This window comes from Methylobacterium sp. EM32, from assembly GCF_040593685.1.
In the GTDB taxonomy this organism is placed as follows: domain Bacteria; phylum Pseudomonadota; class Alphaproteobacteria; order Rhizobiales; family Beijerinckiaceae; genus Methylobacterium.
The window spans coordinates 1-13,101 of sequence record NZ_JBEXZS010000024.1 but is presented as its reverse complement, the minus strand read 5'-3'; the positions used below and the strand labels follow the sequence as shown (position 1 = coordinate 13,101).

The window sequence follows — 13,101 nt, the reverse complement described above, 5'->3', positions numbered from 1 at the left end:
GGTGTGCGAGAAAGCGTTACGCACAGCAAGGGGCGGACCCTTGCGGATCCGCCCCCGCCGTTCGGTCGGTCGAAGCTCGTCCCGGGGGGGTGTGCACCGACGGCGCAGTGACCGGTTCCCCAGGCTCACACCTTCGATTTAATGCGAGGCCGGGCTGCATGCAAGATGAGCTTTGGACAGACCTGCGCCTTCGAGACCAATGCATCCGCTCGTTGAGCCAGCCGCGATTCGCTCGTTACCTGACCGCGACCGGCCGCGACACCATTCGGGCACTCAAGCTCTATAGCTGGAACTCGCAGCTGTCGAAGGAGCTCTACATTTACCTCCAGGCCTGGGAGATCTGCCTGCGGAACAAGCTGAACGATTTCCTGGTCCATCGATACGGCAAATCCTGGCCATACGACACGACCGGTCTCGGGCGGCAACTGACCGGTCCCGACAAGGAGCGGCTCTCGCAGGCCAGGCAACGGCAGGAACGGATCCGAGGCATCGCGCCTGCCTCGCTGCCCGCCATCGTCTCGGATCTCTCGGCAGGGTTCTGGGTGTCGCAGCTCTCGAAGCGATACGACATCGCTCACGTCTGGCGGAGGAACCTCACGCAGGTCTTTCCCCACGATCGCGTCCTCGACCGTCCGGCGGCCTGGGGGATCTGCGATGAGATGCTGTCCTTGCGCAACCGGATCGCCCATCACGAGCCGATCTTCCATCTCCCGCTCGAGCAGCGCTATCGCGACCTCCAGCGCATCGTCGCCGCGATGTGCCCGGGCACTCACGCCTTCGCCGAGGCGTCCAACCGCTTCAGGCCGGTGTGGCACGCACGACCCTGATCGAACTCCGCCCTCAGAACACCTGCCGCAAGCCCCAGTACAGCATGCCCGCCAGCGTGATCGCCGCCGGCAGGGTCAGGATCCAGGCGAGCGCCAGGTTGCGCACCGTCGCCATCTGCAGGCCGGTGCCGTTGGCCCACATCGTGCCGGCGACGCCGCTCGACAGGATGTGGGTGGTCGAGACCGGCATCCCGTAGGCCTCGGCGAGCCCGATCGTGCCGGCGGCGACCGCTTCCGCCGACGCGCCTTGCGCGTAGGTCAGGTGCTGCTTGCCGATGCGCTCGCCGACCGTGACGACGATCCGCTTCCAGCCCACCATCGTGCCGAGGCCGAGTGCCAGGGCGACCACGACCTTGACCCAGGTCGGGATGTAGCGGGTGCCGTCGTCGAGGGTGCGCTGATAGTCCTTGAGGGTCCTCTTCTCGCTGTCGGAGAAGGGCGAGTGCTCGCCGGTGAGGAGCCGCACCGCGTCGCCGGCGAGGTACATGTCGTTGCGCAGGTTCTGCGTCGCCGCCGCCGGCACGTGCCGGATGGCGCCGTAATTCCTCACCTCGGTGGCGATGTCGTCCGCGAGACCGGCCAAAGCCGCGAGGCTGTCGGGCGCCGCGAGGGCTTTGGCCGGCGCCTGCGCCTTCAGGGCCTCCCCGATCCGGGTTCGGGCCCCGGCGGCGTCGGGCGTTGCGGCGGAGGCGGCGTGGTCGCGAAACACCCGGCTCGCCGCTTGCGACCCCTCCACGAAGGCCGGCGTGCTCGAATCCGGCATGGTGCGGTTGAGCGCGTAGGCCGTCGGCGCCGCGCCGATCAGGATCAGCATGATCAGCCCCATGCCCTTCTGGCCGTCATTGCCGCCATGGGCAAAGGACACGCCGGTGCAGGTCAGGATCAGGAGGCCTCGGATCCAGAGCGGCGGCGGCGCCTCGCCCTCGGGCGCGCGGTAGAGGTCGGGCCGGCGCACCAGGCGCTTGAGCGCGAGGAGCAGGCCTGCGGCGCAGACGAAGCCGACAAGGGGGCTGAACAGCAACGATTTGAGCACGGTCAGCGCCTGCCCCCAGGCGACGCCGGAGGCGGTGTGGTCGGGCGCCATTAGCTGGTTGGCGAGGCCGACCCCGATCACCGAGCCGATCAGCGCGTGCGAGGAGGAATTCGGCAGGCCGAGCGCCCAGGTGCCGAGGTTCCACACGATCGCGGCGAGCAGGAGCGCGAAGATCATCGCGTAGCCCGCCCCCGAGCCGACCTGGAGGATCAGTTCCACCGGCAGCAGCGTCACGACGCTGTAGGCCACCGCGCCGGTCGAGGCCATGACGCCGAGGAAGTTGAACGCGCCCGACCAGACCACCGCGACGACGGGCGGCATCGCATGGGTGTAGATCACCGTCGCCACCGCGTTGGCGGTGTCGTGGAAGCCGTTCACGAACTCGAAGGCCAGCGCGATCACCAGGGCGAGGCCGAGCAGCGCGAAGGCCCCGATGGCGAGCGGCGGCTGGCCGGCCCGGTGCATGTCGGCGACGAGGTTGTAGCCGCCATAGGCGAGGCCCGCGGCCAGCACGGCGAGGAACCCGAGTGTCGCCGCCGGATGCAGCCGATGGTCGAGGCGCGGCCCGGAGCGGGCGTGACCATGCGCCGCGCCGGCGCGATCGGGGACGAGGGCGGCGTCGGACATGGCGGCCTCGAGGCAAACGCGCGGCGGCGGGGGTCACTCAAGGATAGGACGCGTGGATGGCAAGTCGATGACGCCGCGAGGCCGGGCCGGAGCCGGCACGGACACCCTCGCGGCTGTCGAAAACCACGCGTAAATGCTTAGGGGGCTTGCGTTCTGCGAGACGCAACCCCAAATTCACACGATCACCGCTGCCCTTAGCGACGCGTGTGCGCACGGGTCTCGAGGAATGCGGATCCCATGGGGTGGAGAATCCGGTGACGGACCTGCCCGCCACGAACCGGCCCGGCGCCCTTCTGGTCGAGGGTGACGGAAGGCCAGCGAGTCAGTACCCGATGAACCAGCTCGTGCGCATGTCGCATATCGTGACCGCAGACACCGTCGAGGAGCCCTCTCCGAGCCTCCGGGTTCCGTTCGCCCAGTCGGGCGCCTTCGTGTGCAAGTTCATCATCGGCGAACCGAACGATCGTGCGGTCTGCTGCGGTGCGCCGGTGCAGGACGGCAAGAGCTGGTGCGCCTTCCACCGCCGGATCGTCTTCGAGCCGACCCGGCCGGGGCGGCTGCGATAGCAGAGCCCGGCCGGGACCGCTACCCCGTCCCGCGCCGTTTTCGGCCCTTCTCCTCTCTCAGGCAGTGTCTCAGGCGGCCCGACCGTAGATCGGGAAGGCCTCCTGCCGGCCGCGCAGGGGCTGGCGGCTGACCTCGTGCCACTCCGTCCCGGAGACCCGGCCCGCATCGAGCGCGGCCTGCGACACGAGCGTGGTGGTCCCGAAGGTCTTGGTCGCCTGTTCGAGCCGGGCCGCGACGTTGACTGCGTCGCCGAGCACGGTGAATTCGAGCCGGTCGTCGTCGCCGACCACGCCGACGAACACCTCGCCGCAATGCACCCCGATGCCGATCCGCACCGGGGGCTCGCCCGATCCCGCGTTCCACTCGGCCACCAGGGCCTCCAGCCGGCTCGCGAAGGCGAGGGCCTGGGCGGCCGCGTCGTCCCGCGCCTCCGGCACGCCGAACACCACGAGCGCGCCGTCGCCCATGAACTTGTCGATCACGCCGCCGGTCTCGCGGGCGGCCTGAGCGACGCAGCGGCGGAAGCCCGTGACCAGGATCGCCACCGTCTCGGGATCGGCCCGCTCGGCGATGGCGGTGGAGCCGCGCATGTCGACGAAGGCGATGGCCGCGTGCCGCCGCTCGCCGAGCCGCAGTCCGCCGCCCCGCTCCATGCCGCCGCCGCGCTCCAGGAGCGGCGCCAGCTCGGCGGGCAGGAAGCGCGACAGGGCGGCCCGCCGAGCCGCCTCGCGCAGGGCCATGACCGCGAGCAGCGCCATGATGCCGACCGACACGACGCTGCCGATCCCGACCATCGTCTCGATCCGGTGGGCGTGCTTCTGGTAGCCGACCAGCAGGTCGTCTTCCTGGGCGCGCATCGTCTCGATGATCCGGCGGATCTCGTCCATCTCCGCCTTGCCCTCGCCGGCCCGCACCAGGGCCAGCGCCCCGTCGCGGTCGCCGGCGCGGTCGAGGGCGAGCGTGCGGTCGAGCTCGATGAACTTGCGGGCAATGGCGGGGCGCAAGGCGCGCAGTCGCTCTTCTTGAGTCTCGACGCTGCGCAGCTCCGCTTCCAGCACCGGCAGCTCCGCGGCGATCCGGGCCTGCCCAGCGGTGTAGGGCACCAGGAAGGCCGGATCGCCGGTGAGGAGGTAGCCGCGCTGCCCGGTCTCGCTGTCGAGGAGGTCGGCCAGTACCTGCATCAGGGTCCGGTCGACCGACAGGGTGTGGGTGATGCGGTGCTGAACGCTGCTCTGCCAGGCCAGCAGCAGCCCGTTGGCGGAGCCGACGAGCAGCAGCAGGGCCGCCCCCGCGACGGTGAGCCCAGCCCGGCCGCGCAAGGGGCCGAGCCGGACGGGGCCGAGCCGCGACGAACCGAGCCGCGCGAGGAGCGGCCGACGGGCCGGGAGGCTTGGCGTCGGGTCTGCGGTCATGTCGGTCTGTCCGGCGCCGGGCGCGGACGGGCCCTCGGCTCCGGGCGATATGGGACGATTCCCGCCGGCGGCCATCGACCGGCCGGCCTACTTCGGACTGACGTGGGGTTGCTGGGGGATTGTCCGGGGAAAGAGGTGGCGTGCATTCTCTCTTCCCCCCCTCTCGTCCCGTGCGAACTGGTTCGAGAAGAAAGGCGCGATCCCTCCTCTCCCCGACAGATCCCGGGCTTGCCCGGGATCTGCAAGCGACAGACGAAGTCGGGTAAGCCCGACTTCTCGCGGGGAGAGGGCCGTGCTCCCGTTCAGGGGGCGCGGCAAGCCCGAAGGGCGAGGGTGAGGGGGTGTCTCCGGATGAGGCTCCTCCGGAGACACCCCCTCACCCTCGCTCCGGCTGCGCCTCCGCTCGCCGCGTCACCTGAACGGTGACACGGCCCTCTCCCCGCCCGCGGGGAGAGGAAAAGCCCGCGCCTTTCTTCGCCCCAGGCAGCCCCAGACCTCACGCCTGTCCCGCCGCCCGGCGCCGGGCCGGCATGCCGCCCTCCGCCCGCGGCTCCTCCCGGAGCCCGCCCGGCTCGGCGAGCGGCGCCACGATGGTGCAGACCACGCCCTCGCGCGGAAAGCTCAGGCTCACCGTGCCGTCGAGCTCGCGGGCGAGGCTGCGCTCGATTAGGCGTGAGCCGAAGCCGGTGCGGGTCGGGGGGACGACCGGCGGCCCGCCGCGCTCCTGCCAGCGCAGAGAGAGGCATCCGTCAGCGACTGTCCACGACAACGCGACTTGGCCCGCCGATACCGAGAGGGCGCCGTACTTGACCGCGTTGGTGGCGAGCTCGTGCAGCGCCATGGCGATCGAGAGGGCGATGCGGGGCGGTAGGCGCAAGGACGGCCCGTCGACCGCGAAGCGCGAGGGCGCGCCCGGCCCGTCGAGGGGGGCGAGCGCGTCCTTGACCACCTCGGCCAGCTCCGCCCCTTCCCAGCTCTCGCGGGTGAGCACGTCGTGGACGCGCGCGAGCGCGATCAGCCGCGCCTCGAAGGCGGTCTTGGCGCGCGCCGCCTGCGGCCCGTCGAGGCCGCGCAGGCTCTGCATCGCGATCGACTGCACAGTGGCCAGCGTGTTCTTCACCCGGTGGTTCAGCTCGTGCACCAAGAGGCGCAGGTGCTCCTCGGCCCGCTTGCGCTCGGTCACCTCCTGGTGGATGCCGATCACCCGCCGCGCCCGGCCTCCCGCATCGCGCTGCACGATCGCCTGGGCGCTGACCCAGCGCAGCGAGGACCCGTCCGGCCGGATCCGGAACTCGGTGCGGTACTCGGCCTCGCCCGCGAGGAGGTCGGCGAGCGCCGCCTCGATCCGGGTGCGGTCCTCAGGGTGTACCGTGCGGGTCCAGGCCTCGTGCGAGAGGGGGGCGGCTCCGAAAATCTCGGCCGAGCGGGCCGAGAGGCGGTGCTGACCCGAAGCGAGGTCGATCTCCCAGGTGCCGAGGCGCCCGGCGGCCAGGGCCAGCCGCAGGCGCTCCTCGCCCTCGCGCAAAGCCGTCTCGGCGTCCTTGGCCTCGGTGATGTCGACGTTGCAGCCGGTATAGCCGAGGAAGCGGCCGTGGTCGTCGAGGCGGGCGACGCCCTCGCACAGGATCCAGCGCGTCGCCCCGTGCCGGTCGATCACCCGGGTCGCGTGCCGGAATGGCATGCGTTTCGCGAAGGCGCCCTCGAATGCCGCCTCGAAGCCGGGCAGGTCGTCCGGGTGGATGATCTCGCGCCAGCGGCCCCCGGTCAGCGTCTCGGTCGAGCGGCCGAACAGGTAGTCGTAGTGGAGGTTGACGAAGACGACCTCGCCGACGTCGTCGGTCATCCAGATCAGGGCCGGGGCGGAATCGGCCATGTGGCGGAAGCGCGCCTCGCTCTCGCGGAGCGCGGCGAGGCTGCGGTTCTGCTGCTCGAGCGCCTGGTCGCGTTCGGCGATGCGCCGGCGCAAGCTCTGCGAGGCGTCGGCCAGGGTGTCGGCGAGCTGGCGGATCTCGCGGATCGGCGTCGAGACCCGCGGCACCGGCTGGCCGGCGGCGAGCGCCCCGCCGGCCGCCGCGAGCTGGCGCAGGGGCTCGGCGACCCGCGCCCACAGCTTCACCGCGAGCACCGACGACACGGCGAGCGCCAGGAGCCCGAACCCCCCGAAGGCCACGATCCAGTGGCGCAACGGCGCCTCGACCTGCTGCCGGGAGATGCTGGCGCCGACGGTCCAGCCCGCCGCCTTGGCGGCGGTCTCGACGTAGAGCACCGGCTGCCGGCGCCGGTCGACGCCCTCCCAGATGTCGGCGGCGCCGGTCGGGTGGCCGCGCAAGGAGGCCTGCATCGGCTGGCCGGCGAGGCCGGCATGGTCCTCCGAGCGGGCGAGCAGGAGGCCTTTGCGGTCGATTATCCCGGTGGTCCAGCCCGGCGCGAGGTCCTGGACCAGGATCTGGCGCAGCCGCTCCACCGGCACCGTGACGCTGAGCACGTAGGTCGGCACCCCTTCGATCGTCACCGGCACCGCGACGTCGTAGGTCGGCGGCCGCCCGGGCGCGCCGGCGCGGACGCCGCCGATCACCGGGCGCTTCGTCGCCAGCACCGCGGCATCCTCCGGATGCGGGTCCTGCGGCAGCGGCGCGCCGGGGGGCAGGGCGGTGTTGACGAGCTGGGTCCCGTCCCGCCGGCGCAGGGAGAGGTGCAGGCCCGTCGTCTCGGTCACCGCCCGGGCCTGGGTCTCGAAGCCACCGAGGCCCTCTTGCTTCAGCCGCGGCGAGGCCGCGAGGGTCTGCAGCACCGAGACCAGCCCGGCGATGTCGCGGTCGATGCTGAGCGCGATGCCGCGCACGCTCTCGCGGGCATCCTGCTGGAAGCGGACCCGCTCCAGGGAGGCGTAGCGGCCGAGCAGCACGGCGGTGAACAGGAGGCCCGGCCCGATCAGCGCGATCGCCAGGGCGACGAGGTAGACCTGCGTCGACAGCCCGTCCCGCCGCAGGGCGTGGAGCCGGCGGCGGATCATGCCGTGGTCCTCATGACGGTCCTGGTAGCGCGCGGGCGGCGCGGTAGGGTCAAGGCGTCAGGCCCTGTCGATGTGGCCGAGGTCGCGGCCGGGCTCGATCCGGTCGCGCACCCGCTGCTTGAGGGTCTTGATGTCGGGAAATCCCCCGTCGCGCTTGCGCTCCCAGATCAGGGCGTCGCCGCAGGAGATCGCGAAGGCGCCGCCGGTTCCGGGGATCAGCGCGACTTCGCCGAGATCGTCGCGGAACGTGGAGAGCAGCTCCTGCGCCATCCAGCCGGCCCGCAGCAGCCAGTTGCACTGGGTGCAGTAGGTGATGGCGATGCGGGGCTTCTCGGCCTCTGGACGGGGGGCTGTGTCGCTCATCTTGGAGAAGACTCCGCCTCCGATCCCCCCGCTTGTCAACCCGCGCGACGTCCGCTCACGCGAGCTGGCGCAGCACCAGGAGGCTCACGGCGACGCCCGCGATGCCGGCCGCCACCGAGACGCCGACATAGGTGAGCGCCGCCGCATGCGCGCCGCGCTCCCAGAGCAGGAACGCCTCAAGCGAGAAGGTCGAGAAGGTGGTGAAGCCGCCGAGGACCCCGGTGGTGAGGAACAGCCGCAGGGCCTGCGGTCCGCCGCCCCTCGCGGCGAACCAGCCGGTGAGGGCTCCCATCAGGATCGAGCCAGCGATGTTGATCAACATCGTGCCGAACGGGAAGCCGCTGCCCGCCCGTGCCGCCCAGAGGTTGACGCCGTGGCGCAACGCCCCGCCGAGGCCGGCGCCGAGAAAGACCACCAGGTAGCTCACGGGTCGGCCGCCTCCGTTGGGTTGCGCGCGGCTTCTGCCACGGCTTCGTCCGCAGGGCGAGGCCGCCGGCGGCGGAAGCCGCGCGCAACCGTGGCCCGCGCACCGCACCGGGTTCCATTCGGTGCCGATCGGCCACACCCTGTCACGTGACTGTCACCGACTCGCCCCATCGCTGCCGCAAAGTCAGCTTGGGGGCGAATCGTGACCACCTTCTCCATCCGCGCCGCGCTCGCGGCGGGCGGCCTGATCGCGGGCGCAGGCCTCGCGCAAGGACAGTCGGTCCAGGTGCGGGTGCCGAACCTGCAGCCCGTCGACGGGCCGGTTTCGGTGAATGCCGGCGGCACCACCCTCGTCAATCAGGGCCTCCAGGGCGTGGGCCGGCTGCCCGCTACCACCCGGGATTTCCTCGGCGATTCCCTCGGCTCGTTCTCCTCGCTCGCCGTCGACCTCGCGACTTGGCGGCACAGCGGCGAAACCTATACGGGCACGCTCTACACGCTGCCCGACCGCGGCTACAACAACCCCGACGGCGGGCTGTTCAGCGACTATGCCGGCCGGCTCAACCGCTTCTCCTTGAGCTTCACGCCTTATACCGGTTCCGCCGCCCTGCCGCAGGCGACGAGCTCGCAAGCCCAGATCACCCTGACGCCGGATGGCGGCATCGTGCTCACCGACGCCAAGGGCCAGCGTTTCAGCGGCCTCGATCCGGCGGCCGGCACCACGACCCAACTCGGCGCCGTGCTGCCCTCGGCCGCCACCGGCCCGAGCGCCGGGCGGATCAGCCTCGACGCCGAGGGCTTGGCCCGGCGCCTCGACGGTTCGTTCTACGTCAGCGACGAGTACGGCCCGAACATCTACTACTTCAACCGCAGCGGCCAGTTGCAGGGCCTGATCGGCATCCCGGCGGCGCTCCAGCCGGTGACGAACGGCCAGCTCAACTTCAACTCGATCACCCCGCCCGATACGGGCCGGCGCAACAACCAGGGCCTCGAGGCGCTGGCGCTGACGCCGGACGGGCGCGGCCTCGTCGCCATCCTGCAGAGCGCGACGCTCCAGGATTCGGGAACGAACCAGCAGCAGCGGTCGAACACCCGCATCCTCTACTACGACGTCTCCGGCACCCCGACCCCCTCGGCCCCGAGCCGCGAATACGTGCTCCCGCTGCCGGTCTACCAGCAGAACGGCAATGGCGGGGCGCCGAACCGCACCGCCGCGCAGAGCGAGATGCTGGCGCTCAACGACACCCAGTTCCTGGTCCTGTCGCGTGATTCGAACGGGCTCGGCACCGGCAATACCACGCCGATCGTCTACAAGAGCGTGCTCCTCGTCGACACGGCCGGCGCCACCAACATCGCCGGCACCGCCTATGACGGCACGACACCGATCGCCCCGAACGGCAGCTTGCGGGCCGGCCTCACCCCGGTGAAGACCACGGAGGTCGTCGACATCCTCAACCCGGTGCAGCTCAACCGCTTCGGGATGAATCTCTCCACCAACCCGGCGAGCCAGACCACGCTGCCGGAGAAGATCGAGGCGATGGGCCTCGTGCCGGTCTTGAGCGAGCGGGCGCCCAACGACTACTTCCTGCTCGTTGGCAACGACAACGACTTCCTGACCCGCCAGGGCGTCATCAACGGCCAGCCCTACGATGCCGGGATCAACAACGACAACATCCTGCTCGCCTACCGGCTGACCCTGCCGACCTATGTCGACCCGCTCTCGCTCGCGGTGATGAAGGCGACGGCGCCGACGGTGCTGCAAGGCCTCGGGGCCGGCGCGATCGGTGTCGCGACCTCGGCGACCCGCAGCGTGCAGGACCACCTCTCGGCGCTGCGCCGCAGCACGGGTCTCGCCAGCCGGGGCGCCTGGGGCACGTCGGGCCCGGCACTCTGGGTCGGGGGCGACTTCGTGTTCGCCGACCAGCCGCGCAACGGCGGCCTCAGCCTCGACCGCACCATCGCGCAGGGCTCGGCCGGCATCGACCTGCCGCTCGCCGGCCCGTGGCGGGCCGGCCTCGCGGTCGGCGGGGGCGGCTCGCTGTCGCGGCCGCAGGGCTTTCGCCAGGACCAGAGCGCCTTCACCGTCGCGGCCTATGGCGGCTATTACGGCTCGAGCTTCTACGCGCAGGGCATCGTCGGCGGCGCGCCGATCGTCGATTTCTCCGGCATCCGCCGTCCGGCCGCCTACGGGCTGACCGCGGAGGCGAAGACCTCCGGCTCGGCGCTGGCGCTCGACGGCGAGGCCGGCCTGATCCTCGACCGCGACGCATTCCGGCTGATGCCGTTCGCAGGCCTGAGCCACTATTCGGCCCGGGTCGGCTGCTTCACCGAGACGGGGGCGGCCGGCAACAACGTGGCCTATGGCGGGCTCTCCGTGCTCCAGACCACCGCCCGCTTCGGCGCCGAACTCGCCTATACGGGGTTCGGCGGGATCATCCCGTCGGTGCGGGTGGCCTATAATCTCGGCCTCGGGCCGCAGCAGAGCGCCGGCCTGTTCCGCCTCGCCAGCGTCCAGAACCCGCTGGCGACCGTCACCACGGCGATCCAGTTCCTGAAGTCCGACTTCGTCACCGCCGGCTTCGGCCTTCAGGGGAGTCTGACGGAGAACCTCGGCTGGCGGGTGGATTACCAGGCGGCGATCGGCACAAGGGCCGGGATGGCGCATGGGGTCACGGCGGGGCTGCGGTATCAGTTCTGAGGGGGGCGGGCATCTGGGTGCGGGTGCCCACCGTTCCTTGAAGGTGACGGACAGCTTGCAGAGCCGCAGCTTTGCCGAATGGCTGCGCCTCCTGCCCGCCCGGCCCCAGTTACGGGGCCAAGCCCGTTTTTTTCATGGTCAGCATCACGTTGAAATCTTCATGGAGTTCATCGAACGTAATCAGCGACACCTTCATCCCATCGACATTGACCTTGTTACGGCGCCAGTCCCAGCGATCTTTCGCAACCCTGCTTGGGAGGCTGGTCGAGCGGCCGATCACAAGCACGCCGACGACGTTCGGTCGCGAACTTCCGAATGCGTCCATGAAATCGGGGTTCGTGCGGTAGGTATCGAGTGCCCACGCCCGATCGACGACCTGACTGAATCCTTTCTCGAAGGGTCGAGCCCATGTGTCGATGCCTCGGTCGCTCGGCTCGAAGATGTCCTTGTTCGAAGCGCCTTCGAACTCGACAACACAGATGCTGTCTGTCCCCGAGCGTCTGACCGTCAGATCGGTCCGGAAGAAGGAGCTGATGCGAAATTCGCGCTTGATCCGATCGGCGAACTGAATTCGACCATGATAGAAGCCAAACATCGCGCACAGGTTTGGCCACGTATCGAAATTGGCGAGCACCTGCTTGCGCTCGGCCAGCCGTGTATTCGTATCAAGAAGAGACTTGAACGCCGCGAGTTCCTGTTCTGCAGCAGACAGGTCGAAGACGTGATCGTCGAAATAGGGCTTCGCCATCAGCCTTCGGCGGCAACAGCGGTGATCAAGGCGTCCTCACCGTCCTGCTTGAACACGACCCGGATGCCATGGCCGCGTGCCACATAGACATCATCAAAGCCGACGAGTTTCTGCACCTTGGCAGGATCGGCCATGTCGGATTTGATCGTCTCGAAGGCGGCATCAACCTTCGCTTTATTCGTCGGGAACAGCGATGCCAACATGTTCGATGCGGTATTGCTGATCGAAACACGCCGCTCCGGCTGGTGTTCAGAGGTGATCCGAGCGTCCGCCACTCTGGTTCTCCACGTGCGAACAGTTGCGTCACGAAGGTAAGATGGCCGGTCGCGGCCGTCCAGATACCGTGGGAGCGGTGACACTGTCCCACCCGTACCATGAGCGACCGTCAATGTACCTCGTCAAGGCCGCGGGTCGGAGTTGTGAGACGCGGAGTGGACGAGCGCCGCCAATCCCTCCCTCATCCCCCGAACCGGTCCCGCCACGCTCCTTGCGCCCCCGCCACCGGCAAGGCGCTGGCGTGATAGACTCCCAACGCCACCGCCCGCGCCAGCACCCGCGCCGCCGCGTCGCCCAAGCGTGCCAGATCCCCGACCGGATCGGCGAGCGGCACGGCGCCGGTCGCGGCGGAGAAGACGAGGTCGCCGTCGAGGGGGGTGTGGGCCGGCACGATCGCCCGGGCGAGGCCGTCCTGCGCCGTCACGGCGAGGCGGCGGGCCTCGGCCTTGGTCAGGCGGGCGTCGGTGGCAACCACCGCGATCGTCGTGTTGGCGCCCGGCATCGGCTTCATCGGCCAGGCGAAGGCGTCGGGCGGGATTTTCGGCGCGGGCCCCAAGCCCCCGAACTCGGTCCCCTCCTCGAACGGCCCGGCCCAGAAATGCGGGCCGTCCCCGACCGTGACCCGGCCGAGCGCGTTCACCGCCACCAGGGCGGCGACGCGGGCGCCCGTGCCCTCGACCGCGGCGGAGGCGCTGCCGAGGCCGCCCTTGAGGTTGGCGGTGCGCGCCCCGAGCCCGGCCCCGACCGAGCCCATTGCCACCGGTCCGGCGCTCGCCGCGACGGCCGCGGCGTAGCCGAGGTCGCGATAGGGTGGGTAACGGCCCCAGTCCTTGTCGCCGCCGTTGAGGAGGTCGAACAGGATCGCCGCCGGCACGATCGGCACCCGCGCCGCGCCGACCGCGAAGCCGCGCCCGGTCTCGGCGAGGCGGGCGACGACGCCGGCGGCGGCGTCCAGCCCGAAGACCGAGCCGCCGGACAACACGAGGGCGTCGACCCCCGTCACCGTGCGCTCCGGATCGAGCAGGTCGGTCTCCCGCGTGCCCGGCCCGCCGCCGCGGATGTCGACCGCCGCGACCGTCGGCGCATCGAAGACGATCGCGGTGGTGCCGGA

General features: G+C 70.6%; 11 protein-coding genes. 3 read left to right on the top strand and 8 right to left on the bottom strand.

Translation table 11 applies throughout. From position 1 onward, the window contains the following. Positions 1–158: 158 nt before the first annotated feature. The gene (locus ABZT49_RS04060) at positions 159–827 is read left to right on the top strand and encodes a hypothetical protein (protein ID WP_355283369.1); all 669 of its coding nucleotides are present in this window, start codon (positions 159–161) and stop codon (positions 825–827) included. A 13-nt stretch (positions 828–840) separates the two neighbouring features. Here ABZT49_RS04060 and ABZT49_RS04055 read toward each other — a convergent pair whose 3' ends face one another. Continuing rightward, entirely contained in the window at positions 841–2,487 is a 1,647-nt protein-coding gene (locus tag ABZT49_RS04055; protein WP_355283366.1) for an inorganic phosphate transporter, read from the bottom strand. Between the two features lie 332 nt (positions 2,488–2,819). On the opposite strand from ABZT49_RS04055, the gene ABZT49_RS04050 reads away from it, so the two are divergent. Further along, positions 2,820–3,053: a GcrA family cell cycle regulator gene (locus tag ABZT49_RS04050; RefSeq protein ID WP_093568735.1), complete on the top strand. Its 234-nt coding sequence runs from the start codon at positions 2,820–2,822 to the stop codon at positions 3,051–3,053. Positions 3,054–3,122: 69 nt separating this feature from the next. Here ABZT49_RS04050 and ABZT49_RS04045 read toward each other — a convergent pair whose 3' ends face one another. From ABZT49_RS04045 to crcB, 4 genes are all read right to left on the bottom strand, one after another. Then, positions 3,123–4,466: a CHASE3 domain-containing protein gene (locus tag ABZT49_RS04045; protein WP_355283363.1), complete on the bottom strand. Its 1,344-nt coding sequence runs from the start codon at positions 4,464–4,466 to the stop codon at positions 3,123–3,125. A 496-nt stretch (positions 4,467–4,962) separates the two neighbouring features. Beyond that, positions 4,963–7,479 carry a PAS domain S-box protein gene (locus tag ABZT49_RS04040; RefSeq protein ID WP_355283360.1) on the bottom strand — a complete coding sequence of 839 codons (2,517 nt, stop codon included), beginning with the start codon at positions 7,477–7,479 and terminating at the stop codon, positions 4,963–4,965. A 57-nt stretch (positions 7,480–7,536) separates the two neighbouring features. Further along, positions 7,537–7,842: a SelT/SelW/SelH family protein gene (locus ABZT49_RS04035; protein ID WP_355283357.1), complete on the bottom strand. Its 306-nt coding sequence runs from the start codon at positions 7,840–7,842 to the stop codon at positions 7,537–7,539. A gap of 55 nt (positions 7,843–7,897) precedes the next feature. Then, positions 7,898–8,269 carry a fluoride efflux transporter CrcB gene (crcB, locus tag ABZT49_RS04030; protein WP_355283354.1) on the bottom strand — a complete coding sequence of 124 codons (372 nt, stop codon included), beginning with the start codon at positions 8,267–8,269 and terminating at the stop codon, positions 7,898–7,900. A 201-nt stretch (positions 8,270–8,470) separates the two neighbouring features. Between crcB and ABZT49_RS04025 the strand changes: the two genes are divergently transcribed. Further along, complete coding sequence (locus tag ABZT49_RS04025; protein WP_355283351.1) at positions 8,471–10,966, top strand: esterase-like activity of phytase family protein; 2,496 nt, start codon at positions 8,471–8,473, stop codon at positions 10,964–10,966. Positions 10,967–11,075: 109 nt separating this feature from the next. Here ABZT49_RS04025 and ABZT49_RS04020 read toward each other — a convergent pair whose 3' ends face one another. The 3 genes from ABZT49_RS04020 to ABZT49_RS04010 form a co-directional block, all read right to left on the bottom strand. Continuing rightward, positions 11,076–11,714, bottom strand: a complete 639-nt coding sequence (locus ABZT49_RS04020) for a Shedu anti-phage system protein SduA domain-containing protein (RefSeq protein ID WP_355283348.1) — start codon at positions 11,712–11,714, stop codon at positions 11,076–11,078. After that, entirely contained in the window at positions 11,714–11,989 is a 276-nt protein-coding gene (locus tag ABZT49_RS04015; RefSeq protein ID WP_355283345.1) for a hypothetical protein, read from the bottom strand. Before ABZT49_RS04015 ends, ABZT49_RS04020 begins: the two co-directional genes overlap by 1 nt. A 182-nt stretch (positions 11,990–12,171) precedes the next feature. Further along, on the bottom strand, positions 12,172–13,101 hold a 930-nt coding region (locus ABZT49_RS04010; protein ID WP_355283343.1), incomplete at its 5' end, for a P1 family peptidase.

Bases quoted from the DNA above. Each gene is read 5' to 3' on its own strand.
- ABZT49_RS04055 (WP_355283366.1), bottom strand. From the start codon at position 2,487: ATGTCCGACGCCGCCCTCGTCCCCGATCGCGCCGGCGCGGCGCATGGT.
- ABZT49_RS04020 (WP_355283348.1), bottom strand. From the start codon at position 11,714: ATGGCGAAGCCCTATTTCGACGATCACGTCTTCGACCTGTCTGCTGCA.
- ABZT49_RS04060 (WP_355283369.1), top strand. From the start codon at position 159: ATGCAAGATGAGCTTTGGACAGACCTGCGCCTTCGAGACCAATGCATC.
- ABZT49_RS04040 (WP_355283360.1), bottom strand. From the start codon at position 7,479: ATGATCCGCCGCCGGCTCCACGCCCTGCGGCGGGACGGGCTGTCGACG.
- ABZT49_RS04035 (WP_355283357.1), bottom strand. From the start codon at position 7,842: ATGAGCGACACAGCCCCCCGTCCAGAGGCCGAGAAGCCCCGCATCGCC.
- ABZT49_RS04045 (WP_355283363.1), bottom strand. From the start codon at position 4,466: ATGACCGCAGACCCGACGCCAAGCCTCCCGGCCCGTCGGCCGCTCCTC.
- ABZT49_RS04050 (WP_093568735.1), top strand. From the start codon at position 2,820: ATGAACCAGCTCGTGCGCATGTCGCATATCGTGACCGCAGACACCGTC.